This is a genomic window from Campylobacter geochelonis, assembly GCF_013201685.1.
Lineage (GTDB): Bacteria > Campylobacterota > Campylobacteria > Campylobacterales > Campylobacteraceae > Campylobacter_B > Campylobacter_B geochelonis.
The window spans coordinates 168719-195392 of the sequence record NZ_CP053844.1 but is presented as its reverse complement, the minus strand read 5'-3'; the positions used below and the strand labels follow the sequence as shown (position 1 = coordinate 195392).

The 26674-nt window shown below is 34.4% G+C and carries 25 protein-coding genes; 10 read left to right on the top strand and 15 right to left on the bottom strand.

Annotation, left to right across the window (positions count from 1 at the left end; genetic code table 11):
* Position 1: 1 nt before the first annotated feature.
* Genes purN through tig form a run of 6 tightly spaced genes read right to left on the bottom strand, consistent with a single transcriptional unit; the run spans position 2 to position 5943 of the window.
* Positions 2 to 577: a phosphoribosylglycinamide formyltransferase gene (purN, locus tag CGEO_RS00910; RefSeq protein WP_075539889.1), complete on the bottom strand. Its 576-nt coding sequence runs from the start codon at positions 575 to 577 to the stop codon at positions 2 to 4.
* On the bottom strand, positions 568 to 1965 hold the full coding sequence (locus CGEO_RS00905) for an NAD(P)H-hydrate dehydratase (RefSeq protein WP_075539890.1): 1398 nt from the start codon (positions 1963 to 1965) through the stop codon (positions 568 to 570). The genes purN and CGEO_RS00905 overlap by 10 nt, the downstream gene beginning before the upstream one ends.
* 51 nt (positions 1966 to 2016) lie before the next feature.
* Entirely contained in the window at positions 2017 to 3531 is a 1515-nt protein-coding gene (locus CGEO_RS00900; protein ID WP_075539891.1) for a YifB family Mg chelatase-like AAA ATPase, read from the bottom strand.
* On the bottom strand, positions 3531 to 4043 hold the full coding sequence (def, locus tag CGEO_RS00895) for a peptide deformylase (RefSeq protein ID WP_075539892.1): 513 nt from the start codon (positions 4041 to 4043) through the stop codon (positions 3531 to 3533). Before def ends, CGEO_RS00900 begins: the two co-directional genes overlap by 1 nt.
* On the bottom strand, positions 4043 to 4633 hold the full coding sequence (gene clpP / locus CGEO_RS00890) for an ATP-dependent Clp endopeptidase proteolytic subunit ClpP (protein ID WP_075493901.1): 591 nt from the start codon (positions 4631 to 4633) through the stop codon (positions 4043 to 4045). The genes def and clpP overlap by 1 nt, the downstream gene beginning before the upstream one ends.
* Positions 4633 to 5943 (bottom strand): trigger factor, encoded by a 1311-nt coding sequence (tig, locus tag CGEO_RS00885; protein ID WP_075493903.1) that lies wholly within the window; start codon positions 5941 to 5943, stop codon positions 4633 to 4635. The genes clpP and tig overlap by 1 nt, the downstream gene beginning before the upstream one ends.
* 140 nt (positions 5944 to 6083) lie before the next feature.
* Here tig and folE point away from each other — a divergent pair, with 140 nt between their 5' ends.
* From folE to CGEO_RS00870, 3 genes are all read left to right on the top strand, one after another.
* On the top strand, positions 6084 to 6671 hold the full coding sequence (gene folE, locus CGEO_RS00880) for a GTP cyclohydrolase I FolE (protein ID WP_075493905.1): 588 nt from the start codon (positions 6084 to 6086) through the stop codon (positions 6669 to 6671).
* Positions 6672 to 6774: 103 nt separating this feature from the next.
* Positions 6775 to 7968 carry a NifS family cysteine desulfurase gene (locus CGEO_RS00875; protein WP_075539893.1) on the top strand — a complete coding sequence of 398 codons (1194 nt, stop codon included), beginning with the start codon at positions 6775 to 6777 and terminating at the stop codon, positions 7966 to 7968.
* 14 nt (positions 7969 to 7982) lie between these two features.
* Positions 7983 to 8975, top strand: coding sequence for an iron-sulfur cluster assembly scaffold protein (locus CGEO_RS00870; protein WP_075493909.1), 993 nt, complete (start codon positions 7983 to 7985; stop codon positions 8973 to 8975).
* A 1381-nt stretch (positions 8976 to 10356) separates the two neighbouring features.
* Here CGEO_RS00870 and CGEO_RS00865 read toward each other — a convergent pair.
* The 6 genes from CGEO_RS00865 to ccoG all read right to left on the bottom strand — a co-directional run bounded on the left by CGEO_RS00865 (position 10357) and on the right by ccoG (position 18874).
* Complete coding sequence (locus CGEO_RS00865; RefSeq protein ID WP_075539894.1) at positions 10357 to 10791, bottom strand: PepSY-like domain-containing protein; 435 nt, start codon at positions 10789 to 10791, stop codon at positions 10357 to 10359.
* A gap of 179 nt (positions 10792 to 10970) precedes the next feature.
* Positions 10971 to 12422 carry an efflux transporter outer membrane subunit gene (locus CGEO_RS00860; RefSeq protein ID WP_075531311.1) on the bottom strand — a complete coding sequence of 484 codons (1452 nt, stop codon included), beginning with the start codon at positions 12420 to 12422 and terminating at the stop codon, positions 10971 to 10973.
* A complete protein-coding gene (locus CGEO_RS00855) occupies positions 12409 to 15585 on the bottom strand; it encodes an efflux RND transporter permease subunit (RefSeq protein ID WP_075539895.1) in 3177 nt (1058 codons plus the stop codon). Before CGEO_RS00855 ends, CGEO_RS00860 begins: the two co-directional genes overlap by 14 nt.
* Positions 15585 to 16706 (bottom strand): efflux RND transporter periplasmic adaptor subunit, encoded by a 1122-nt coding sequence (locus tag CGEO_RS00850; RefSeq protein WP_075539896.1) that lies wholly within the window; start codon positions 16704 to 16706, stop codon positions 15585 to 15587. The genes CGEO_RS00855 and CGEO_RS00850 overlap by 1 nt, the downstream gene beginning before the upstream one ends.
* Before the next feature lie 115 nt (positions 16707 to 16821).
* Positions 16822 to 17463, bottom strand: a complete 642-nt coding sequence (locus tag CGEO_RS00845; protein ID WP_075493919.1) for a TetR/AcrR family transcriptional regulator — start codon at positions 17461 to 17463, stop codon at positions 16822 to 16824.
* Between the two features lie 13 nt (positions 17464 to 17476).
* Positions 17477 to 18874 carry a cytochrome c oxidase accessory protein CcoG gene (gene ccoG / locus CGEO_RS00840; RefSeq protein ID WP_172658056.1) on the bottom strand — a complete coding sequence of 466 codons (1398 nt, stop codon included), beginning with the start codon at positions 18872 to 18874 and terminating at the stop codon, positions 17477 to 17479.
* Between the two features lie 342 nt (positions 18875 to 19216).
* On the opposite strand from ccoG, the gene rpsU reads away from it, so the two are divergent.
* The 7 genes from rpsU (at position 19217) to CGEO_RS00805 (ending at position 24860) form a co-directional block, all read left to right on the top strand.
* Positions 19217 to 19429, top strand: a complete 213-nt coding sequence (rpsU, locus tag CGEO_RS00835; protein WP_075493923.1) for a 30S ribosomal protein S21 — start codon at positions 19217 to 19219, stop codon at positions 19427 to 19429.
* A 119-nt stretch (positions 19430 to 19548) separates the two neighbouring features.
* Positions 19549 to 20199 (top strand): hypothetical protein, encoded by a 651-nt coding sequence (locus CGEO_RS00830; RefSeq protein ID WP_075493925.1) that lies wholly within the window; start codon positions 19549 to 19551, stop codon positions 20197 to 20199.
* Positions 20186 to 20788, top strand: a complete 603-nt coding sequence (locus CGEO_RS00825; protein ID WP_075531308.1) for a UPF0323 family lipoprotein — start codon at positions 20186 to 20188, stop codon at positions 20786 to 20788. Before CGEO_RS00830 ends, CGEO_RS00825 begins: the two co-directional genes overlap by 14 nt.
* 1 nt (position 20789) lies before the next feature.
* A complete protein-coding gene (locus CGEO_RS00820; RefSeq protein ID WP_075539897.1) occupies positions 20790 to 21965 on the top strand; it encodes a glutathionylspermidine synthase family protein in 1176 nt (391 codons plus the stop codon).
* Positions 21966 to 22010: 45 nt separating this feature from the next.
* Entirely contained in the window at positions 22011 to 22943 is a 933-nt protein-coding gene (locus CGEO_RS00815; RefSeq protein WP_075540051.1) for a D-2-hydroxyacid dehydrogenase, read from the top strand.
* Complete coding sequence (locus tag CGEO_RS00810) at positions 22933 to 23430, top strand: YajQ family cyclic di-GMP-binding protein (protein ID WP_075493931.1); 498 nt, start codon at positions 22933 to 22935, stop codon at positions 23428 to 23430. The genes CGEO_RS00815 and CGEO_RS00810 overlap by 11 nt, the downstream gene beginning before the upstream one ends.
* Positions 23431 to 23513: 83 nt before the next feature.
* A complete protein-coding gene (locus CGEO_RS00805; protein WP_075539898.1) occupies positions 23514 to 24860 on the top strand; it encodes a coproporphyrinogen III oxidase family protein in 1347 nt (448 codons plus the stop codon).
* A 633-nt stretch (positions 24861 to 25493) separates the two neighbouring features.
* On the opposite strand, the gene CGEO_RS10320 is transcribed toward CGEO_RS00805, so the two are convergent.
* The 3 genes from CGEO_RS10320 to CGEO_RS00795 form a co-directional block, all read right to left on the bottom strand.
* The gene (locus CGEO_RS10320) at positions 25494 to 25619 is read right to left on the bottom strand and encodes a helix-turn-helix domain-containing transcriptional regulator (RefSeq protein ID WP_277995658.1); all 126 of its coding nucleotides are present in this window, start codon (positions 25617 to 25619) and stop codon (positions 25494 to 25496) included.
* A gap of 5 nt (positions 25620 to 25624) precedes the next feature.
* Positions 25625 to 25771, bottom strand: a complete 147-nt coding sequence (locus tag CGEO_RS10100) for a hypothetical protein (protein ID WP_242647934.1) — start codon at positions 25769 to 25771, stop codon at positions 25625 to 25627.
* A 239-nt stretch (positions 25772 to 26010) separates the two neighbouring features.
* Positions 26011 to 26619: a nitroreductase family protein gene (locus tag CGEO_RS00795; protein WP_075539899.1), complete on the bottom strand. Its 609-nt coding sequence runs from the start codon at positions 26617 to 26619 to the stop codon at positions 26011 to 26013.
* Between the last annotated feature and the right edge of the window lie 55 nt (positions 26620 to 26674).

The window sequence follows — 26674 nt, the reverse complement described above, 5'->3', positions numbered from 1 at the left end:
TTTATTTGGTTAGTAAATTTATCACAGTTTCTGGTAAAAGTTCATGTTCTATAGCGTGAATTTTATCTTCCCACGCTTCAAAACTCATATTTTTACTTCGCTCAAATGTGCGTTGAGCAATAATTTTACCACCATCTAGCTCAGCACTGACCCAGTGAACACTCACGCCACCAACTTGCATATCGCTGTTAAAACTCTCTTCTATCGCATGAGCTCCTTTAAAAAGCGGCAAAATCGATGGATGCAGGTTAATCGCCCCAATCTCTTGAGTAAAAACTGGAGTTAAAATTCTCATAAATCCAGCCAGAACTACTAAATCAACATCATATTTTTTAATCTCACTAACCAAAACAGCGTCAAATTCTTCTCTGTTAGTAAAATTTTTGTTATCGATTATAACAGTTTCAAGCCCAAATTTACGAGCCCTTTGTATGCCAAAAGCATCTTTTTTGTTACAAACTGTTAGCACGCATTCAAGTTTTGTGTTAGCAAAAGTTTTACCATGAACTTTTTGAAGTATAGCTTCAAGGTTTGAGCCACTTCCACTAAACAAAATTGCAAATTTTTTTATAGACATTTTATCTCCTCTATCAAATCAAACGGCGTTAGTGCATATGAGTTTTTACTAAATTTAGCTCCAGCAAAACCATGAGCCAAAGTACCGCTAATAGCAGCTTCAAGCGGGCTATACCCTTGAGCTAAAAGCCCAGCGATAACTCCAGCTAACACATCTCCACTTCCACCTTTTGCTAAAGTTGGCGAGCCTTCGCTCATAACATATAGCTTGCCATTTTGTGCGATGATGGTGTTTGCACCTTTTAAAACAAGAACATTTTTAAATTTCTGACTCCAAATTTTGGCTAGCTCAAAGCGGTTTTTTTGCACATCACTAACACTAACATTTTCTATGTTAGTTAAATTTAGCAAACTTGCAAACTCTTTTGGGTGCGGTGTGATAACTAAATTTTCGTTATTTGCGAGCAGTTTTATAACCTCTTTTTTATAGCACAAATCCGCATCTATAACACAAATTTTATCTGTTAGTTCATCTAAATTTAGCTTTTTATCGCCTAGCCCACATCCAGCGATTACGACTTTAGCACTGTTTAAAGAGCTTTTATACATTAAGATCGGACTTAAATTTGCAATTTCTTTATCACTAACCAAACTAACAAGTCCCGAACCTATCGCACTGGCACTAAGTCCTGCTATCTGCGCTGCTCCACTCATATCTCCAACCATAACAAAAGTATGTCCAAACTCTCCTTTGTTAGTGTTAGCTTTATTTCTAAATGGTAGTTTTAAATCGCTTTTTTCAAGAAGTTTAACATCGCTTCCTCTCTCAAATTTATCTCTACTAACACCTAAATTCGCAACCTTTATCTTGCCTACAAAATCCTTTGCTTCATCTAAAAAAAGCCCTAGTTTTAGCCCACCCATCGTAAGTGTAGTATCAGCTTTAAAAGCATTTTGATTTATTTGACCAAACTGGTTTATCCCGCTTGGGATATCAACTGCGATTTTAAGAGCGTTTTTAGCATTTAGCATATCTATCAACGCACAAATTTCATCACTCATCTGCCGTTTTAGCCCACTTCCAAAAATGCCATCTATAATGCACTCAAACTCGCCTAATTTATCCAAATCACCATCAAAATCTTCTATCAAATTTACGCCAACTTTTTTAGCCACACTTAATTGATATTTACTCATCACGCCTTGTGTTTTACTAACTAACAAAGCATAACACTCATAGTCTCCAGCTAACTTTCTAAGCGCACAAATTGCGTCAGCGCCGTTGTTTCCACTACCACAAACCGCTAACACACGCACGCCTTTTGTTAGTTTTCTAACCTCAAGTTCGATTGCACTGGCTGCATTTTCCATCAAAATAGCTTCACTTAGCCCAAACTCATCGCTACATCTTTTATCTAGTTCGTTGGTGTTTAAATATAAATTACGCATTTTTACTCCATTTTACCGCATTTTGCAATCTTGCTAATTTAGCTTAATCTTCTACTCGCTTCTTACTCTAAAACTAAGACTTTCTAAAATATGAGCTTTTTCTATCATTTCTGAGTTAGCCAAATCAGCGATAGTTCGAGCAACTTTTAGCGTTTTATTTATCCCTCGTTGCGAGAGGTTAAAACGCGATATAGCTTGATTTAACACATCTTTTGCTTGCACGCTTAAAACACAAATTCGTTCAATCTCAGAGCCCTCTAGCTTGCCATTTAGCTCGCTTTGTCCTCGCTCTTTTTGAGTTGTAAAAACTCTTAAAACATCATTATACATATCTTTGCTACAAAGCGTGCTTTTGTCATCTTGTCTTACCTCATCCATCGCCACATAGATATCAATCCTATCAAGAAGAGGCAAAGAAATGGCACTTTTGTATCTATTTATCTGAACTTGCGAGCATATGCAGTTACCATTTTTACTAAAAAGATTTCCACACGGACAAGGATTAAGTGCAGCTACAAATATAAATTTAGTCTCATACTCTGTTTTTGAATTTACCCTTGAGATAAGAATTTTGTTATCTTCTAGTGGCTCTCTAAGGCTTTCTAAAATTTGCTTACCAAAGTGCGGAAACTCATCAAAAAACAGCTCACCGCCATTTGCTAGTGCTACCTCTCCGATACGAGCCGTGTGCGAACCGCCACCAAAAATCGAACTTCTTGTTGAAGTGTGATGTGGACTACGAAATGCACGCAGTGCGCTAAAATCGACATTTTTGTTATTTAAGGACTCATAAGCAGCCGCTAGCATGACTTCAGACTCGCTTTGTGGTGGCAAAATGTAGCGAAGCCTTTTAGCACACATACTTTTGCCACATCCTGGGCTTCCTTCAAAGATGATATTATGCATTCCACAAGCTGCGATCAAACACGCTCTTTTGGCTCTTTCTTGACCTTTTATATCGCTAAAATCAAGTTCGAAGTTAAAATTTGGAACATAGTTTTTACCGCCTATTTCGATAGTCTTTTCAAAAAGCGGATGAGTTGCATTTACTAAACAAGTTTTTGCAAATTCCTCATCTATAAAAAATCGTATCGCTTCATCTAAACTTGATATCGCATAAACTTCAAAATTTGGTATCATCGCCGCTTTTAACGCGATATCTTTTGGCACTAATACTTTTGCTTTTTTAACTTTGTTGCTTAAAAAAAGCAAAATTGAAAAAAGCGAATTTGTGCTTTTTGCCTCGCCATTAAGTCCAAGCTCGGCAAATACGTAAAAACTCTCATCAAATTCGTGCTTTTGAAGTGCGATTAACAAAGCGATTGATAAATCAAAATGACTTCCGCTTTTTGGCAAGTCTGATGGCGAGAGATTTATAACTATTTTTTGTGGTGGAAAGCTAAAATTTAAAGATAAAAGAGCCGCTTTTACGCGACTCTCACTCTCTTTTATAGTTGTGTTTGCAAGTCCAACTATACTAAATCCAGGAAGTCCTCTCATGAAAATCGACTCCACTCTCACAACTCTTAAAACATCGGTAAAAGTGGCGCAGTTTAAGGACTTCATTAAATTTTTCTTTTTATTTTTTTATACTCTTTGTCGAATTTTTTGCGTTTGCTATAGCCGATTTTCTCTATGAAAAGATGTCCGTTTAAATGATCCATCTCGTGCTGGATACAAACTGCTAAAAGCTCGCTAGCATCAAGCGTTTTAGCTTCGCCAAAGCGATCTTGATACTCTAGTTTGATATCTTTTGCTCTTGTTACATCTTCGTAAAACTCAGGCACAGACAAGCAACCTTCTTGATAGATTATCTCGCCATCTTTGTGCGTTATTTTAGGATTTATTATCTCAAGCAAGTCGGCTTTATCTTGAACTTCTTCATCATTTACTAAATTTATTATAAGAGCTCGAACTGGCTTACCAACTTGAATGGCGGCTAGTCCGATACCCTTTTTAGCTATCATTGTCTCATACATATCATCTAAAAAGCTATGAAGCTCTTTATTAAATTCCACAACTTCTTTTGAAGTTTCAAAAAGCTTCTTGTTTGGATATGTTAAAACTTCTAAGACCATTACTTAAAGCTCTTTTCTAAAACTTTGTCGATAAGTCCGTATTTCATCGCTTCATCGGCACTCATAAAAAAGTCTCTATCTGTGTCTTTTTCTATTTTTGCTACTTTTTGACCAGTGTTTTTAGCTAAAATTTTATTCAAAGACTCTTTGATACGCAAAATTTCTTTTGCTTGAATTTCTATCTCAGTTGCTTGACCTTGCGCTCCGCCAAGTGGTTGGTGTATCATAATCCTAGCATTTGGCAAAGCATATCTTTTGCCTTTTTCACCACAACTTAGTAAAAACGCACCCATAGAAGCAGCTTGTCCGATACAAATCGTGCTAACATCTGGTTTTATATAATTCATCGTATCATAAATGCTAAATCCACTCGTTACCACGCCACCTGGGCTGTTTATATAAAGATAGATATCTTTATCTGGATCTTCTGCTTCTAAAAACAGAAGTTGCGCCACAATCGCGCTTGCCACATCATCATTTATCTCGCCACTTAACATGATAATGCGATCTTTTAAAAGACGAGAGTAGATATCATAACTTCTCTCGCCCCGACTAGATTTTTCAACCACATAGGGTATGTAAAAGCTCATTACTCGCCTTTTTCTTCTTTTTTATTTTTGCTAAATAAATCGTTAAATAGCTTCTCTTCTATAAGCGCCATTTTAACAGCTGGTAAAACGCCTCTGTTTCTATAGTCTTCAAGATGAGCTTTTGGATCTACGCCATATCTATAAGCTTCAAAGTAAATCGCTTGAACAACCTCTTGATCGCTTACTACAACATTTCTAACCTTTGCTAACTCATCAACGATAAATGTTAATTTTACGCTTTTCTCAGCATCGGCTCTATAGCTCTCTCTTTTAGCTGTTAGCGCATCTTTGTCTTCTCTAAATTTAGCCATATCTTCGGCACTAAAACCATTCCATGCGTTTCTAAACTGAAAGTCTATCTCTTGCTCTACAATTGACTTTGGAAGGTCAAAATTTATCTTTTCGACTACTGCATCTACAAATTTAGGTTTTAACTCTTCGTTTAGTAGTTTTTGGAATTTATCTTCTCTGATTTGAGTTTTTAATCTCTCTTCAAGTTTTTCTTTGCTTGCATCTTCTTCGCCTGGCATCATCTTTTTAATAGTTTCATCATCTAGCTCTTTTGCTACGACTTTGCCTTGAATTTCATGAAGTTTGACTTTAAAAATAGCGTCTTTTCCAGCTAAATTTGGTGCTTGATACTCTGCTGGGAATTTAACATTTATATCTTTTTCCTCGCCAACTTTTAAGCCAACCATTCCATCTTCAAAGCCTGGGATAAATTGATTTGAGCCGATTTCTAGCACAAAACCTTCTGCTTTGCCACCTTCAAAGGCAACACCATCAACAAAGCCCTCAAAGTCAAATTTGGCAAAATCACCTTTTTCTAAAACATCTTTTTCTATCTTTTCAAGCGGAGCTATCATAGTTAAGAATTCTTCAATCTTAGCTTCAATCTCTTTTTTCGTAACTCTTGGAGTTGCATACTCGCTAATGGCTTCTTCATATCCGCTAACATCGATTGTAGGTTTAAAAGATAGCTCTAGCTCGGCATCGATTCCGTTCTCGTTCTCTTCAAATTTAGAAAAACCTGGATCTCCTAAAAGCTCATCTGGTTTTTTGCCTAACTCATTTAGCGCTTTATCAATTGCCTCTTTAAAAAGCTCTTGTTTTGCATCGCCCTCAAGCTCTTTTCCATATCTTTTTAAAACTACAGCTACAGGAACTTTACCCTGTCTAAAACCATCAACCTTAACCTGCTTTGCAGCTTTTTGCGCTAATTTATTTACTCTTTCTTCTATGCTTTTTGCATCAATCTTTGCTTCTGCGATCGCATTAGCTGAATTTACAAGTTTTGAAGTAACTTCCATTATATTCCTTTACATTTTTTGAAAAATTGTCTGATAATATACCAAAATTTACCTTATTTTTCATATAAATTTAAAAAATTTATAACCTTAAAAGAGAATTTAGTGTAAAATGTCAAGTTAAAACTTAATAGGAAATAAATATGGATAAAGACTTAAAACAAGAAAATTTTGAAAAATCAGTTAAAAATATGCTTGAACTTTTAGGCGAAGACCCAAACCGCGAAGGACTTTTAAAGACTCCAAATCGTGTTTTTAAAGCGTATGAGTTTATGACTAGCGGATACTCTCAAGATCCAAAAATCGTGCTAAATGATGCTCTTTTTGAAAGTAGCAACAACGAGATGGTTTTGATAAAAGATATAGAATTTTATAGCCTTTGTGAACATCACCTTTTACCCATCATCGGTAGAGCGCACGTTGCTTATATCCCAAATGGCAAGGTTGTAGGGCTTTCTAAAATACCTCGTATGGTAAATATCTTCGCTCGTCGTCTTCAAATTCAAGAGCAGATGACTGAGCAAATCGCTCAAGCCATTCAAGAAGTAATTAAGCCTAAAGGCGTTGGCGTTGTGCTTCAAGCACGTCATATGTGTGTGGAAATGAGAGGAGTAGAAAAAATCAACTCAACCACGACAACTTCGGCTTTAAGAGGTAGTTTTATATCGGATTCTAGGACTAGAAAAGAGTTTTTTTCGCTTATAAATTCGCCTCGTGATTCGAGATTTTAAATTTAGTTGTTAAGAAATTTTAAAGCTAAAATTTAACTTATTTGATGTATTATTCCAAAAGAGATAAAAATTATCCTAATTAAAAAAGAGGAAAAACTAAAGAATGAAAAGAGTTTATTTAGACAACAACGCAACGACTATGGTAGACCCGCAAGCTTACGAGCTTATGCTACCATATTTTTGCGAAAAATATGGCAACCCAAACTCGCTGCACGACTTTGGAAGCGAAACTCATCCAGCACTTCGCAAGGCGATGGATCAACTATATGCTGGAATTGGTGCTGATGATATGGACGATATCATCGTTACATCGTGTGCTACGGAGAGTAACAACTGGGTTTTAAAAGGCATTTATTTTGATAAAATCGTTACTGGCGAAAAAGACCACATTATCACAACTTCAGTTGAGCATCCAGCAATCGGTGCTACCTGTAGCTTTTTAGAAAGTCTTGGCGTTCGAATAACAAAACTCGATGTAAATAGCGAAGGCTTAATCAATCCAGATGATTTAAGAAATGCCATAGATGATAAAACCGCTCTTGTTAGCATCATGTGGGCAAATAACGAAACTGGCGCGATTTTCCCTATAAAAGAGTTAGTTCAAATCGCTCACGAAAGAGGCGTTTTGTTCCATACAGATGGCGTTCAAGCAGTTGGCAAGATAAAGGTAGATGTTAAAGATGCTGGCGTAGATTTTATGAGTTTTTCAGCACATAAATTTCATGGACCAAAGGGAATTGGCGGACTTTTTATAAAAAATAGCCAAAAACTTACAAGCTTGCTTCACGGAGGCGAGCATATGGGCGGTAGAAGAAGTGGCACGCTAAACGTTCCTTACATCGTTGCTATGGGCGAGGCTTTAGAAATCGCTAATAAATTTATAGATTTTGAAAATATCCATGTAAAAAGACTTCGTGATAAGCTTGAAGATGCACTTTTAGAGATTCCAGATGTTACAGTCGTTGGGAAACGAGAACATAGAGTTCCAAACACGATTTTAGCTTCGATAAAAGGCGTTGAGGGTGAGGCTATGCTATGGGATTTAAACAAAGCAGGAATCGCAGCTTCGACTGGTTCAGCTTGTGCGTCTGAAACGCTAGAAAGCAACCCGATTATGGAAGCAATCGGCGCCGATAAAGAGCTTGCTCATACCGCGCTTAGACTATCTCTTTCTAGATTTAATACCGAAGAAGAGATTGATTACGCAATTGAACATATCAAAAAAGCAACTCAAAGACTAAGAGCGATTTCTAGCACTTTTGCTTATGCACCACAGTGGCATAAGAGTGGATTATAAAAAAAGGATAAAAAATGGCAAAAAATACATTAATCGGTGGCTCAATTTGGGATGAGTATTCACAAAAAGTTCAAGATAGAATGAACAACCCAAAATTTATGGGCGAGATAACCGAAGAAGAGGCAAAAGAAAAAGGCTGTAAGCTTATCATAGCTGACTTTGGCGCTGAGAGTTGTGGCGATGCTGTTAGGTTGTATTGGGCTGTAGATGAAAAAACAGACATTATAAAAGATGCTAAATTTAGAAGTTTTGGTTGCGGCACCGCAATCGCAAGTAGCGATACTATGGCTGAACTTTGTATCGGAAAAACTGTTGATGAAGCTGTTAAGATAACAAATATCGATGTTGAAAAAGCTATGCGTGACAACCCCGAAACTCCAGCTGTCCCACCACAGAAAATGCACTGCTCGGTTATGGCATATGATGTTATAAAAGCTGCAGCAGCTCAGTATAAAGGCATAGATCCAGAGCATTTTGAAGATGAGATTATCGTGTGCGAATGCGCAAGAGTAAGCCTTGGAACGATAAAAGAAGTTATCCGCTTGAATGACTTAAAAACAGTCGAAGAGATAACTCAATACACAAAAGCCGGTGCGTTTTGTAAAAGCTGCATTAAGCCTGGCGGACATGAAAAAAGAGAGTATTATCTAGTAGATATCTTAGCTGAAACTAGAGCTGAGATGGAGCGCGAAAAACTAACTGCGATAGCAAATGCAAAAACAAGCGATTTGGGCGCTGATATGAGCTTTGAAGAGTTAAATACTATCGGTCAGTTTAAAGCAGTCGAACAGCTGATGGATACAGACATCCGCCCGATGCTTGCGATGGATGGCGGAAATCTTGACATCATCGATATAAGAAAAGATGATGATGGGAAAATCGACATCTACATCAGATATCTTGGCGCTTGTAGTGGTTGCGCAAGTGGCGCTAGTGGCACGCTCTTTGCGATAGAGGCTGTTTTAAAAGAAAATTTAAGCCAAAACATAAGAGTAATGCCTATATAATTTAAATTATCTCTGATAATCCTAGGTTGCAAAATCTAGGATTTTATCAAATTTACTTAGCTATTTATTTTTAATATTTCTATAAGTATCTTTTAAATTTTAAGAGCGATATCACAGCTTAAAAGCTCGTTAATATTTTTATTTTTATACTTTTAAATTTGATATTTTGGCTGTAGCTTTTCTATTTTTTAATTTGACTAAATTTATTAAAATACCTCACGCGATTTTATAATTTTAGTATTTTTATAGCATTTTTAAATTCTAAAAACTATTATAAATGTAAAATTTAACTCTAAATTTATTTAAGAAATTTTGTTGTATTTAGGCTGTTTTGATAGTTTAAATACAGGCTAAATTTATATATTTTGATTATAAATTTGTCTTTTGTAGACTATTTAATTTATTCTAAATAAATTAAAACTAATAAATTATTATTTTATATTATAAAATTTTTACTTTAAAATGGTTAAAAATTTATAGTCTTTTTCTTAAATTCATTTTATCATGATCTCTTATTTAAGAATTTAAACTTGTCATTTTAAAAGTAAATTTATCTTTATTTTAGATTGAATTTATTGTTAAATTTCTTTAAATTTTACTTATATTTTTACTACTATGAATTTTATAAAGATTTTTAAGAGCAATTTTCAAAAAGATTTATATTTACTAGCAACCTTGCAATGTTTTAAAAAATCAAACAGGATTTTTATATCAAAAATTTATCTCTTATATACTTGCCATCCAACCTCTCCTGCAACTTTATATAAAAGCTATTAAGTTTTATCTTATTTTATCTATAACTTTCTAACTTTGAAGAGTTATGTTAATTCTATTGGCTATGTTTTAAAATTTTTTAAGTTTTATCGCTTAAATTATTATAAAAACCGTTTTATTTTAGTAGTTAATTTAAAATTTTTACTTTTTTTGAAAGTTTCATAAATTTTAGTTGTAAAAAGTGGTGAATTTTATCATTTAAATATATTGTCTTTGCCATTTTCCTACTACGCGCTATAAACTTATTTAAAGCAAAAATATAAATTGGTATATCATATATAGAAACTATATATTTAAATTTAATTACTAATAAAATTTACTAAATTTTTATAAGGTTGCTGAATTCAAATTTTTAAGTTTAGTATAAAATAATTTTGATTTAAAATCCAGCTTATAAGCAATGACAAAAAAGATTAAAATATTCATAACGCAGTTTTAAAAAATGGAATTTAGAGTTTAAATTTTCATTTCTTTTAATTTTTAAAAAGTTAATATAGATAAAAATTCCAGCAAAAAACGCTAGAATTTTTAAGTTTATAGAGTGATTTTTATATCTTATTTTAATATAAAGCAATATTTTATAATACAATTTTATAAAATATCAAATTTATCTATCTACTTTTAAAATATTTCCATCTTTATCAAAGTCTATTTCAATGCCATTATCTAGCTCTACTTCTATCTTATCATCGATATCGATATCGACAATCTCGCTCTTTGGAAACTCTTTTTTAACGTAGTCTTTTGCAGTTTGAGGAAGTTTAGCTAAATTTTGGCTTAAATTTTTACCGCCATAACCTCTTCCGTATATATCTACGACTTGATTATCGCTTCCAAAATCTATCTTAACACCATTTTTTAAGATAATTTTAATTTCGCCACTATTTTTATCTTTTAAGGCTTGAACTATCTTTGTGTCTGGAAAATTTTTATCTACATAAACCTTGATATCTTTTGGAATTTGACTATTTGAAATCGGTCTTTTTGAGCCAGCATGTAGACTTAAGGCTAAAAACAGAGCTATGATTAGAGTTTTTTTCATCTTATCTCCTTTTAAATTTTTGTGATTATATCTTAAAAATCTTAAAATTTTATATTTTAAATATCAAATTTTATTAACTAAATTTATAAATTTAACTAAAAATAAGTTTTGATTTAAAATATAAATGAAAATTTACAAATAGAGAAAATATAAAAATTTAAGAGCCAAAGCTCTTAAATTTAATCAGCAAACGGAGAGACCGAAGTCGTTGGAAGCACGGTTTTATCGGAGCTGATAAGCTCTTTTGTAGCATTATCATCTAAGTTAAATCCCCCGCCAAGTGCTTTATAAACCTCAACCACGCTATTTGCGACATCAAAGTCAGCCGACGCAAGGCTAAGCTTTGAGCTTAGAAGTTGGCGCTGCGCGTCTAGTAACTCAAGATGATCGCTGTATCCTGCGCTATATCGTTGGTTTGCTAGGTCGTAAACTTTTTGGCTTGAATTAACCAAATTTTTCATGCTATTTTGTTTAGTGATAGAATTTTCTCTGCTTACAAGAGCGTTTCTTACTTCACCAAAGGCATTTTTTAAAGTTTTATCATAGTTTATAAAGCTTGCGTTTTGCTCTAGATTTGCTATCTCAACGCCACGAGCAGTCCTTCCAAAGTCAAGCAAAGGCCCAACAAGCGAGCCTCCGGCGCTCCAGTTACTGCTAGTTTGAGTAATCAACCTATCAAACTCTAAACTCGCATATCCAAAAAGCCCTGTTAAAGAGATTTTTGGGAAGTAGTTTGCTCTAGCAACTCCAACTAAGAAATTTGTCGCTTTTAGTTTCTCTAGCGCGCTTGCAACATCTGCTCTATGAAGTAGCAAATCAGATGGCACACCACTTGGCACATCTGGGATGTTAGATATACTATTTTTGTTAGTTAGTATATCTTTATATAAAATTTCATCATAGCTTTTGCCAGTTAGTATCGCTAATGCGGTGTTTGTACTTGATAGTTGGTTTTGAACATTTACAAGCTGGCTTTTTGCGCTATCAACTTGAGCTTGGGCTTGATGATAAGTTATCGAGCCGATAACTCCAGCGTTTAGCTGATTTTGTCTAAACTCAAGTGTATTTTCATAGCTTGCTAAAGTATCTTTTAAAATGCCCTCTTGTTCTTTTAAAAACAAAAGTCTAAAATACGTGCTAGCGATGCTGCTTGCGATACTAAGACGCGCTGCGTTATAGTCATATTTACTAGCCATATACATGGATTTTTTAGCCTCTACACCATTTCTAACTCGCCCCCAAAGATCAAGCTCATAGTTTAAATTTAGCCCTATATTATAGCTTGCTTGCGAATTTAAATCAGGTGCTAAAGGCGTGTTGTTTGCTCTAGTTGCGCTACCTTGATAGCCAACATTTGGCAAGTAATCAAGCTTGCTAAGCCCTAAATTTACTCTAGCTAACTCGATGTTATTAAGTGCTAAAGCCAAATCAGAGTTGTAGCTTAACCCATCGCTTACTAGCTTATTTAAGGCTGTATCGTTAAAATCTTTCCACCACATATCATTTAAATTTGTCGTTTGATATGTTGCTTTGTATGTTGTATCTTTTAGCGGGGTAGCTGGTTTAAAAGAACATCCCGCAAAAACAAAAGCAAGCAAAACTGCGCTTAAAACTCTTTTATTTACTCTCATCAGCTACTCCTTGTGTGCTAGCGTTTGTAGCTTTTTCTATCTTTTTCTTACCAAATTTAGTATCTAACCACACGTTAAAACTCTCAAGCAAGTAGAAAAACAACGGCACGAAAAATATCGCTATAGTAGAAGCTGCTATCATACCGCCAACAACTCCAGTTCCTAGAGCATGCCTACTTGCTGCTCCAGCACCACTACTTATAATCATCGGAAAAACTCCAAGCGTAAATGCTAAAGATGTCATAACAATCGGTCTGAATCTTAACTTAGCAGCATTAATGCTTGATTCAAATATACTTTTTCCAGCCATATGTTCTGACATAGCAAATTCCACTATCAAAATGGCGTTTTTAGCCGCAAGTCCGATTAAGAGTAAAAGTCCGATTTGAAAATATATATCATTATCCAAGCCTCTTCCCCAAGTAGCAACTAACGAGCCAAGCACTGAAAACGGAACAGCCGTTAAAACCGCTGCTGGCATTAGCCATCTTTCATATTGAGCCGCTAAAATCAAATAAACAAAAACAAGCCCAAAGATAAACGCAGTAGTTCCAGTGCCACTTGATGCAACTTCTTGATAAGCAGAGCCTGTCCAGCCTATAACATAGTCGTTTGGATAAAGCTCGTTAAAGACTTCACTAATAGCCTTAATCGCTTCTCCTGAAGTAAAGCCCGGTTTTGGCTCGCCAAGTACTTTTGCTGCTGGAAAACCATTAAATCTATCGACATTATCTGGACCAAGAGATCTAGTTAGCGTAACAAGTGAATTCAGCGGTATCATATCGCCGTTGTTGCTTCTTACAAATATATTTCTAAAATCCTCTTGTGAGTTTCTAAATTCACTCTCCGCTCTTAGTTTTACTTTAAAAGTTTTTCCCAAAAGGTTAAAGTCATTTACATAATACCCACCAATTGTTGAATTTATAGTTGCAAAAATATCAGCTATATTTACATTATACATCTTAACTTTTTCACGATTTAGCGTTAAATCATACTGCGGAAAAGTCGTATCAAGAGTCGTTCTAACTAGCTGAAGCTCTGGTCTTTGGTTTGCAGCTACTACCACTTTATGCATATCTTCTTCGATCTCTTTATAGCTTTTACCGGTTGTGTTTTGTGCAAAAAGTTCAAAACCACCAGTCATAGAAAGTCCATTTATCGGAGGCGGATTAACAACAAAGCTTAACGCATCTCTGTTTGAAAAATACTCTTTATTTAACTTATCAGCAAGTGCGAACGAGCTTTGATCAGCACTTTTTCTCTCATCCCAAGGAGTTAGACCTATAAACATAATAGATGCATTTTCTCTTAAAGTTCCAGCCAAAAGATCATATCCAGCCATAATCGTGCCACGATCTATTGTATTGTCTTTTGCTGCTATGTTATATAAATCTATAGTTGCTTTTGATGTTCTATCTATAGTAGAAGCTGGCGGAAGCTGGTTGATAACCATAACAGCGCCCTTGTCTTCGTTTGGAACTAGACCGCTAGGAATCACTTTCATCAACCCATAAATAGAAAAAATCATAATAGCAACGATAAATAAAGATGGTATAATATGCCTTAAAACCTTTGCTACTCCAGCTGAGAAAATGCTCGTACTCCAGTCAAAAAACTCATTAAATTTTTGTATAAATTTAAATGGTTTTTCTCTTTTCTTTTGCAACAAAACTCCACAAAGTGCGGGAGTTAGCGTCAATGCCACAAGTCCAGAAAGCACAACTGAAACAACGATAGTCAGCGCAAACTGCTTTTGGATAATCCCAACAAAGCCTTCCATAAATGAAACCGGTATAAAAACCGCACTTAAAACCAAAACAATAGAAACAATCGGAGCAAAAATTTCTCCCATCGCCTTATCTGTCGCCTCTTTTACGCTAAGTTCTGGCTCTTCTTCTAAGATACGCTCAACGTTTTCTATAACGATAATCGCATCATCAACGACAATTCCAATGGCTAAAATCAGGGCAAAGAGCGTGATTAAATTTATCGAAAAGCCCATTATCAAAAGTCCAGCAAAAGTTCCTAAGATAGAAACAGGAACTGCAAGCATAGGTATGATTGTCGCTCTTAAATTTCCTAAAAATAGATACATAACTATCATGACAAGTATCATCGCTTCAACAAAGGTTTTAACAACCTCAGCTATGGAAACTTGAACGAAAGTTGTAGTATCATATGATACTTCATATGTTAGCGTGCCTGGGAATTTTTTAGAAAGCTCTTCTATCTTTTGGCTAACTGCTTTAGCGGTTGCAAGAGCGTTTGCGTCGTTTTGCGTCATGATTAAAACTGGCGCCATAGGAGTCCCGTTTAAGTATCCATCAAAAACGTAATTTTCAGCATCAAGGCTTATATCAGCGACATCTTTGAGCTTAAGCATTGAGCCTCTATCATCACTTCTTAAGATGATATTTTCAAACTCTTTAACACTGCTTAAACGCCCCTCTGGCTTTATAGCATATACATAAGGGTTGTTTGTTTTCATAGGCTGTTCGCCTATCTTACCGGCTGCATACTGGCTGTTTTGCTCTCTAATAGCAGCTATGACTTCTGTTATTGTCATATTATACTGTCTAAGTAAGTCTGGCTTTATCCAAATTCGCATAGAGTAGTCTTTGTTTCCTATCAAAACCGCCTCGCCAACGCCTGGAACTCTTTTTAGTTCATCAAGGATATTTATAGATACATAGTTGTTTAAATCAACTATATTCATACTATTGCCTGGGTCGTAAAAGCTGATAACCTCAAGGATATTTGAACTTCTCTCATGCGCGTTTACACCGATTCTTTTAACCTCTTCTGGCAAAAGTGCTTCGGCTGCTCTAATACGGTTATTGACATTTACAAGTGCTTCTTGCGGATCTGTTCCTATTTTAAAATACACGCTCAAACTCATCTCGCCAGATGAACTAGAGGTGGATTTCATATATATCATATTTTCAACACCATTAATCGCATCTTCAAGCGGAGTTGAAACCGTATCAGCTATAGTTTGAGCATCTGCGCCACTATATGATGCACTAACTGAAATTTGAGGAGGCGTAAGCTGTGGATACTCTTCAACAGGCAAAACCCTCATAGAAATCATACCCGCTATTACGATTATAATCGATATAACCGAAGCAAAAACAGGTCTGTGTATAAAAAATTTAGCAAACATTATTTTCCTGCCTCAACGACTGGAGCGCCAAGCCTTATTTTTTTGAAATTATCTATGATGATTTTATCGCCTTGATTTAAGCCTTTTGAAACAACAGCAAACTCGCTATCTTGATAGACGATAGTAATCGGCGCTTTTGTTACTTTTGAATCTTTTATGATATAGACAAATGGGCTTGTTAAATCCTGCATAATCGCGATTTGCGGTATCTTAAATCCATCTTTTTGATAAAGTCCATTCATCGTAACGGTTGCGAAATTTCCTGGCATAAGCTCGCTATTTTCGTTACTAAATTCAGCCTTAGCATCGACTGAGCCGGTTTTGTCATTTATCACTTTATCTATAAAAGTTACTGTTCCATTATACTCGCTATTGCCAACTTTTAGCGTAGCTAATGCGTTTTTTTGCACCCACTCTTTATCTTGAGTTTTTTGATTGATATTTAACGCATCAACATCGGCAATAGCAAATTTTGCATAGATCGGGTTAAGTTTTGTTAGTCGAACTAAATTTGGGTTTTGCATACTAACGTAAGCTCCAACATCTTGCAAGTTATCTCCTAAAACTCCATCAAATGGCGCTGTTACAACTGTGTAGTTTAGATCAATATTTGCATTATTTAAAGAAGCTTGGGCTGATTTGATTTGAGCTTGGGCTGATTTAAAGCTTGCTACTGCGTTGTCATATTCTTGTTGGCTAATTGAATTTGATGCTTTTAGCTTTTTGGCTCTGTTAAAATCAAGTCTAGCTTTGTCTAAATTTGCATTTGATAGAGCTAAATTTGCAGCTGCGATCTCTGCTACTGCTTGATATTTATCTGGATCGATTAAAAAAAGTTTATCTCCAGTTTTTACCATATCTCCTGATTTAAAATACTGTTTTAAAAGCGTTCCAGAAACCTTAGCAACCACATTTACATCTTGGTTGCTTACAACTTGAGCAGGGTATGAAAAGCTTACTGGCACATTCTCTTTTTTAGCTTCAAATACTCCAACTTTAGCCGGTGGCATTTGGGTTGCTGCTTTGTTAGAGCTACTATCATTTTTGCTCCATGGCATATTACATCCTGTTATAAACAGCAAACAAGACGCAAAAATTAACATTTTTTTAAATTGCTTCATCTAGTAAATTTCCTCTATAGTTTAAAATTTTAAAAGTATTTTGTAATTGTGATTACAAACAAGATGTAGATTATATCTTTAAAATTTTAATTTGTCAAACAAATTTTATCCTAATTTATCCTAAAATTCCATTTAAAAATATACTAATCGACCTTTGGATATGCTCTTTTTTATCTTTTTTACTACACTCGATTTTTTTATCAAAAAGGATGTATTCAAAAAAATATGGCTCTTTTATGATATATGTAAAAAACATCGCAAAATTTTTAAGCTCTTTGTCTGAAAATTTGCTCATTTGCTCATTTTTTTTGAAAAAATTAACCAAACGAATATTTACCGAAAGTATCGCTTCTTCGTAAAAAAGTTTGCCAACGATATACTCCTTATCATCATCTTTTCTAAAGCCTTCGCTAAGTATTAGTTTGTGAAAAAGCAAAGATTTTTTGCTAAAAATGGAAGAAAGATAAAAATCAGCAAATTCATATAAAAACTCTTCTAAGCTTAAATTTGCATTTAAATTTATCTTTTTATCCATATTTGCGCTCAGTTTTGAAACGCCATTTGTTATAATAGCCTTAAAAAGTCCCTCTTTGTTTTCGAAATACTTATATATCGTAGAAAGAGAACCTCCGCTCTTTTCTACAAGATCGCTTAAACTTGTGTTTTGATACCCTTTTTCTAAAAAAAGCTCAAGTCCAGCCGATAAAATTTTTTCATATCTATCTAACGCCTTTTTACTACTTGGTTTTGGTAGCATTTAGCTCCTTTTTTTAATGTTGCATCCGTTTTTGCTCTATAACAGTGCTTTTTTGATAGACAAAAATTGTATCTCGTTTTACATTAATTTTCTCTTTATCATCTTTAGCATATGCAGTGATAACTATCGGTAAAATGGTGTCTTTTCTATCGTTATTTGCAAGCTGTTTTTCTGTATAAAGAGTAACTACAAGCTTTCTTTTTTCACCTTTTGAAACTTTGATTTCTTGTTTTGGTCTTTTGATTTTTATATCTGGATTATCTATATTAAAGTAATATGCGTGATTTTTGTTATCAGTATTTTCGATTAAAAAGATATAGCTATTTTCAACCATCATTTTTTCATGATTTAAATTTATCTCATAAAGGCTAGAATCTCTGTTTATATTAAGCAACATATGCTCTTTTTTTGTTGTCATAAAGGCTAAAGCTATCGCAACTATCAAAAGAACAACAACATAACCAACGGTTCTAAATCTTGCAAATTTGATTTTATTTCCACTTTCTATAGCGTTTTCACTAGTCCAGTTTATGAGTGATTTCTTGCCTAATTTACCCATCACTTTAGCACACGCATCAGAACATTCCAAGCAGTTTATGCACTCAAGTTGCATTCCGCGTCTTATGTCAATGTGAGTTGGGCAAACATGCACGCAAGCCTCACAACCGATACATTCATCATCTTTTCCAAGAGGTTTTTTGCCTATTTTAACGTGATGTTCATCATAAATTTTACCGCCACGTTTTTCATCATAGATAACCTGAACAGTATCGTTATCAAACATAACTGACTGAACTCTTGCGTATGGGCAGACATAAATACAAAAATTTTCTTTTATAAAAACAACATCTAAAAATATAAAAATCGCAAAACAAAGAACCAGTCCTATCAAAAATAGATGCTCGCTTGGATTTTGAATATAGTTAAAAAAATCCTCAGGCGGGATAAAAAACCATATTAAATTTGAAGCTATAACTAGCGATAAAACCGCCCAAATCAACATCGCAACCACTTCTAAAGCAAATTTACCTTTTGGTTTTATCTGTTTGTTTGCTATATTTTTTCTAATTCCAAGAAGTTTAGTTTGGATTAAATCTCTATAAATAGTCCTCATAATCGTCTGTGGACAACTCCAGCCACACCAAATTCTACCACCCAAAGTCGTAATAAAAAATATAAACAAAAAGCCAAATATCAGAACAAATGGCATCAAAAAAAGCTCTTGAGTAGAAAAAGATGTAAAAAACAGATGAAGCTGCTGTTTGTCAAAACTTAGCAAAAACAGGTGGTTTCCGCCTATTCTGATAAAAGGAGCGATTAACGCAAATAGCGTTATTAAGGCAAAAACTATATATCTTTTGTGCGAATATGACTGGCTACAGGTCGTGCAATTAGAAGCTTTTTCAGACATTATAAACTCCTTAGAAACTTTTTTGTTTCATTTTAAATTTTTATATTATGATTATATCGCTTATAAAATTAAATTTATGTTAATTGTGCCAATATTAATATATTAAAATATTCTAAATTTATATATTTTTATTTTATAGTTGAGAGTATTATCAATTTAAATGAAATTTGATATAAGAAAAATCTTAAATTTAAAGCAAAAATTCTCTGCTGTTTTAAATTTTAACGCTATAACAAAAAACCTAAATTTGCGTAAATTCTAGTGCTTTTAGCTAAATTTGAATTTATATATTTTTTTAGCTATAATCAAATCTCAAATTTTTTATGAAAGGTGGTGAGGATCGTGCCAGGAATTAAGGTACATCCAAACGAGTCTTTTGACGAAGCATACAGAAAGTTTAAAAAACAAACTGATAGAAATCTAGTCGTAACTGAATCTAGAGCTAGAAGATTTTTTGAACCTAACACTGAAATTCGCAAAAAACAGAAAATTTCAGCTCGTAAAAAAATGCTTAAACGTCTATATATGCTTAGACGTTACGAGTCAAGACTCTAGCCCGAAAACACTAACTAACAGCTTGTTAGTTAGTGTTTTTTACTACTTAAACTCCATTTTATGATATTTTTAGACTAAATTTGTATAATAACTAACACAAATATTTGGAGGTTAGTTATATGCAAAAATTATGCGTTGCCGACGCCGCTTCAAAACTTGGAATTTCTAAAGAAGCTGTTTATAACAGAATTCGCAGAAACACTATCCAAAGCGTTGAAGAAGATGGCATTAGATATGTCATCTTAGAAGATGAAAAAGACAACACTACTTTCAAACCTCAGCCTAAGCAAACCGCATTATCTAGCTTAAAAGATAACAACAAGGGCGAATTTGTCAAATACCTAATCAACGAAATCGAATACCTAAAACTAAAAAATAAAAGCCTTCAAGAAGACAAAGAGAAGCTCTTTAGAGAGAAAGAGGATATTTTAATCTCTTCTAAAAATGAGATAAAAGCGATGTATCAAGAAAGAGATGAGAAGCTTCAGTATTTTTTAACTCTGCTTGAAAAGCCGCTTCTTGCAAGAACAGATCAAATCGAAGCTAAAGCTATCGATGTTAGTTCTGTTAGTAGTGATGAAAATTTTGTTAGTTTGAAAGAATTTTTAGATAGTTTATATGTAAAAAAGAAAAAAAGAAAAATTATTAAAAAAACTCTTGTAAAAAATGCTTATGAAAATCCAGATATAAAAATCATAGGCGGAATGCTTTTTGTCAACAGAAATTTAGATATAGATATTTTAAGTGAGGATGAAAATGAAGAGGATTAAAAAGATAGCAAAACAGACCTTAGCTGGTGGTTTTGGTCTTATTTTAGCTGGTGGATTAGCAGGTTGTGGCTCAAACAATAATAACGGGCAAACTATCGAGCAAAACCAAGCAGCAGGCGCTTTTGTCGTTATAGAAGAGACTGCACCCGGCAAATACAAGGTTTTAGAGGAATTTCCTAGCAAGGAAACAAGGATAGTTTTAAGAAAACTTGATGGAAGCGAGAAAGTTTTAAGTAAAGAAGAGATGGATGCTTTAATGGCGGAAGAAAGCGCTAAAATAGATGCTGGAACATCAAATTTAACCAAAGAAAACGCTCAAATTTCAAGTGGTGGCATGGGCTTAGGAGAAGCTATTTTAGCAAGTGCGGCTGGAGCTATAATAGGAAGTTGGATAGGAAGCAAACTTTTTAACAACCCAGCATACCAAAGCCAAAGACAAAACGCTTATAAAAATCCATCAGCTTATTCAAGAAGTGTAAATAGCTTTAATCAAGCAAAAGCTACAAACGCCTCTGGTTCGAAGTCTGGAAAAGGCGGATTTTTTGGTGGCGGAAGCAAGAGTTCAGGCTCAAGTTCGGTTGGTGGTTGATATGTTTTTAAAAAAAGTAACACCATTAACTAAGCAGTATTTAGAAGAAATCGGCTTTGAGTGGCACACAGATGCAGATAAAACAAACTATGTCTCAGATGAGATTTTAGAAATTTCACAAGATGATGCCAAAGCCTACTATGACGCTGCTAACGAGCTTTATGATATGTTTGTAGCAGCCGCACAACACGTTATAGATAACAACCTTTTTCACGAGCTTGGAATTCCATTTAACTTAGTAGACTTGATAAAAGATAGCTGGGAAAATGATGTGCATTGGCACCTTTATGGACGTTTTGATTTAGCTGGCGGAGTTGATGGTAAACCTATCAAACTTATTGAGTTTAATGCCGATACCCCTACTTCAGTTTTTGAAACCGCTATCGTTCAATGGGCGCTTTTAAAACAAAATGGCATGGATGAAAACAGCCAGTTCAACGATCTTTTCGACGCGTTAGTAGAAAATTTCAAACGACTTATAACTCTTGATGACTCAACGCAAGATTTTGAAAAACTCTATAATGGCTGGAAAATTCTCTTTAGCTCCATTGCAGGAAACAAAGAAGATGAAACCACAACTAGATTTTTACAAGCTGCGGCAAACGAAGCTGGTTTTAACACTGAGTTTGCTTATGTCGATGAAGTCGTTTTTAGCGATGAAGATGGCATTTTTTATAACGATGAAAACTATGAATTTTGGTTTAAGCTTATCCCGTGGGAGCAAATCGCAGTCGATGAGGGCGAGCTTGCTATGATACTTAAAAACATCATCCAAAACCAGCGCGCTATCATCTTAAATCCAGCCTACACGCTACTTTTTCAAAGCAAAGGCATTTTAAAAGTGCTGTGGGATTTATATCCAAACCATCCACTTTTACTAGAAAGCTCTTATGAGCCGCTTATTGGCAAAAAGATGGTTAAAAAGCCATTTTTAGGGCGAGAAGGCGCAAACGTAGCCATTTATGATGAAAATGGCAAAAAGATTTTAGAAGAAGATGGCGAGTATGCAAACAACAAATTTCTTTATCAAGAATTTTATGAATTTAACAAAGACAAAGCTGGCAACTCTTACCAAGCTGGCGTATTTTTCGCCTATGAAGCTTGCGCGTTGGGATATAGAAAAGGTGGCGAAATTTTAGGAAATTTTGCTAAATTTGTAGCGCATTATATACGCTAAATTTATAAACTAACAAAAAAGGAAAAAGCGATGAAAGAAAAAGCTATAAAAATAGTATGCTTAGATGCAGATACTTTGGGATTTGATGCGGATTTAAACGAATTTGCTAAATTTGGAGAGTTTGTTAGCTATCCAAAAACAGCCGCTAACCAAACAATAGAAAGGTTAAAAGATGCCGATGTCGTTATCTCTAACAAGGTTTTAATAACAGATGATGTTATGGCTAACACTAACTTAAAACTCATCTGTGTTAGTGCAACCGGAGTTAACAACATCGATGTAGAAGCTGCCAAAAAAAGGGGTATTCCAGTTAAAAATGTCGCTGGCTACTCTACTAACAGTGTAGCACAACAAGCCTTTGCTGGACTTTTGATGTTAGCTAACAACATGGAGTATTACACTTCATATGTTAGTAGCGGCGAGTGGGTAAAAAGTGAGATTTTTACAAATTTAGATAGAGTTATCACTGAATTAAACGGTAAAAAATTTGGTATCATTGGACTTGGCACGATAGGAAAAAGCGTGGCAAATATCGCTAAAGCCTTTGGTTGTGATGTGGTTTACTACTCAACAAGTGGGAAAAATAATAACAACGAGTTTAAAAGCGTTAGTTTAGATGAGCTTTTAACACAGTGCGATATCATCTCAATCCACGCTCCACTTAATGAAAATACTAAAAATTTAATCGCCAAACCACAGCTTGATAAACTAAAATCTAGCACTATTTTGATGAATTTTGGTCGCGGTGGTATAGTCGATGAAACTGCACTTGCAAACGCTATTGATGAGCGTGGTATAAAAGCGGTTATTGACGTGCTAGAAAAAGAGCCGATGATAGCAAATCACCCATTTTTAACTGTTAAAAACAGACAAAATTTAATCCTAACACCACACGTTGCATGGGCTAGCAAAGAGGCAAGACAAACGCTTATAAAAATGGTTGTAAAAAACATAGAGGAGTTTATAAATGGCAAGTGAGCATAGCTTTGATATAAGCGCAAGTGTCGATATGATGGAGGTAAAAAACGCTCTTGAAACATCTAAAAAAGAGGTTGCGGCAAGGTATGATTTTAAAGGTTTAAGTGCTGAGATTTCACTAAATGAAAAGGAAAAAACCATAACCCTTTTAAGCACAAGTGACAACAAAATCGATGCTATGAAAGATATAGTTATATCTAAACTTATCAAACGCGAAATTCCAGCAAATGCGATAAGTGAACTTAAACGCGAAAGCGCAAGCGGTTCTAACGTAAAAGCCACTCTTAAGCTTAACGACACACTTGATAGCGATAATGCCAAAAAAATCACAAAAGCGATAAAAGATAGCAAGATAAAAGTCAATGCCCAAATTCGTGGCGAAGAGGTGCGAGTCACCTCTAAATCAATTGATGATTTGCAAAGTGTGATTAAGCTAGTTAAGGAGCTAAATTTGGAACTTCCTATCAGTTTTAGAAATCTAAAATAGCTTTTGCTTCAACTAAATTTAATGATGTTATGCTAAACTTAGCAGATTATTTTAGTTTTTTTTCATAAAAAGGTTTTAAGGATATGCAATACTTTCAAAATTTAGCGCAAAATTTCGCACTCAGTTACGCGCATAACAAGATGGAAAATTCGCTATATAAAAGTCTAAATATCGACATTATAGATAAAAATATAGACAAAATTCCAGATAAAAACAAAAAGTATATGCTCTATGCTCATGTGCCATTTTGCCATGTGTTTTGTCCTTACTGCTCGTTTCACAAATACCACTATAACGAAGATGCTTGCAAAAAATACTTCGTAAACTTAAGAGAAGAGATGTGCCAGATAAAAGAAGCTGGTTATGACTTTTCTTCGATGTATGTGGGTGGCGGCACAACTTTGATAGATGAAGATGAACTTTTAAAAACCTTAGAACTTGCTAAAAAGTTATTTAGCATAACAGACATTTCATGCGAAACCGATCCAAACCACATCACGCCTCAAAAACTCTCCCTTTTTAAAGGATATATCGACAGAATAAGCGTTGGCGTTCAAAGCTTTGATGATGAAATTTTGCGAAAAGTTGCAAGATATGATAAATTTGGTTCGCAAAAACAGCTAGTAGAAAAGCTTTCAAGTGCGATTGGAATTTTGCCAACTACGAGCCTTGATTTGATTTTTAACTTTCCATTTCAGACAAAAGAGCAGCTAGTAACTGATATAAATTTAGCCAAAAGCCTCTCTCCTGAACAAATTACATTTTATCCGCTTATGAAATCCCCTCTTACGCGCGATGCTATCGCAAAAAGTCTTGGCGTAAGCAGCCAAAACAACGAGCAAGAGTTTTATGCCATCTTGCGAGATGAGTTTAAAACATACAACGCAAACAACGCTTGGGCGTTTTCAAAACAAAAGTCAAATTTAGTCGATGAATATGTCGGCTCAAACCACGAATATGTCGGTATCGGAAGTGGTGCGTTTAGCTTTTTAGATGGAAGGCTTTTGATAAATGCTTTTAACTTAGAAGAATATGGCAGTCGCATAAACGCGCGAAAAAGCCCAGTTATCGCGACTTGTGATTTCACACGAAACGAAAGACTTAAATATATCTTTTTAACCGAACTTTTTGATGGGGCAGTCGATATCGCTAAATTTAACAAAGCAAATAATGCAAATCTGAAAAAAGAGCTGTTTATGGAGATAAGCTTGCTTCGCCTTGTCAATGCGATTTATGAAGAAGATGGGCGTATTAAGCCAACTGAGTTTGGAAGCTATATTTGCGTAGTTTTGATGAAGGACTTTTATACTGGTATGGATAAAGTTCGCGCCGCCTTTAAAGATGATGCTAAAATCAAATCAAGCAAAAAACTTCGAGTTATGGAAGACGAGCCAACTTTAGTGCAAAATTTAGAGGTAAAAAGCTCATAAATAACCAAATTTGGATGGCTTTCTGTGGCTAGAAATTTTTAAAATACTACTAAATTTGCAATGCTTATTTTTATTCAGACATTATTTATTTAAATATATTTTTATATTTTATATGACAAAATTTGACACATAAAAGTTTTAAACTAAATTTATTATTTTACTACTTCATAATTTTCACTACGCGCAATGCCAAATCCGCTAAATATTTTAAATTTAACGTTCGAGTGTGAATTGTGTTTAAATAAGCATATTTTAATATAAGCTAAATTTAGTGTAATTTTCTACAAAGTTATAAAATTTTTATAAAACTGCTTTTGTTTTTAGCACTTATTTTTCTATTTTGTTAAACTACTTTATAAATTTATTTAAAAGTTATGTTAGTCGCGAAAGCAAATACAACCTAAATTTTGTAGCTCAAATCGCGCTTTCGCACCAAATTTTCTAGTTATTGAAGCGCTTAATTTACACACCAAAACCACTCATCGCCGGCGTTATAAGTGGCTTGAATGGCAAATTTAATATTATGCCTTCTAATCTGGCGTTAAATTTAGCAGCAAATCTCACAAGCTTTATTTAAGGATTTTATCTTTGTTTTTGGCATTTTATTTTAGTAATTTTCGCGTTTTATAATGTTTAGTTGCAACCAAAATTCATACCCAAAGCCCTTATAACCTTAAGTATGCTTTCAAATCTCGGTTTTGAGTTTGGCTTAAACATCTTGTAAAAGCTATCTTTGTTTAAATTTGCTTTTTTAGCCACATCATCTATATTTTGGCTTTTAGCGATGACAACAACGCTTGTTTAAACTCTTCTAAATCTCCAGCCGCTAAAGCTTTGTTTAAATACTCTTTTATAAATTTCTCGTTGCAGATACAATCAGTTATATTAAAATCACCAAATTCTACTTTCATTTATATTTTTCCTGTCTTTTGTATATGGCTTATGCGTTGATTACCGCCACTTTGTAAAACACCGCTATAAAATGGCAAAATAATTACTTTTTTACACTATAAAGCCAAATGACTATATAAGTAGATTCAATGCTTTTATCTATGACAAATTTAGCAAAATCACTTCAAATCAAAGCCTATAAATATCTAAATTTTATCGCTAAATTAACCTTTAAAGCGCGAAAGCAAATTTGGGCATTCTACCTTTTCCATACCAAAATATCTTCAAGCGATTGCCTGATTTTAGGAGTTGGTACATCATCACTTAGTCCAAGTGCCACGACGATACAAGGCTTAAACTGCTCTTTTAAATTTACAAATTTAACCAACTTTTCATAATCAAACGCACCGATAATGCAGCTTTTTACATCAAAAGACTCAGCAATATTAACTAAATTTGCAAGCGCCATGTAGCACTGCAAACTCGCGTATTGTTTTAGCTCGGCTTGACTTAGCAAATCTGTTTTCAAGGCTACATTTTTTATGTATTTTTGCGTTTTTTGCTCATCTTTTTTCTTTGAAGTTATAATGCGAGTTAGATACTCATCTTTACTTTGCAAATCCGTCCTTGCAAGTATAATCACAGCGTGAGAACACCCGCTAACTTGGGGTTGGTTGTTGCAAATACTTCCTAACTCTTTTAACAACTCGCCACTTACAACTACAAATTTCCATGGCTCTAAAGCCTGCGAACTTGGAGTTAAACGAGTTAAATTTATAATCTCACGCACGACTTCATCGGCTATTTTTTCATCTTTAAAATTTCTACAAGAGTAGCGATTTTGCATTATCTCTTTCATACTTTGCATTTTTTCTCCTTTATTTCTTAAAATTTCGTCTATTTTTTCAGTACCCATTTTAGCG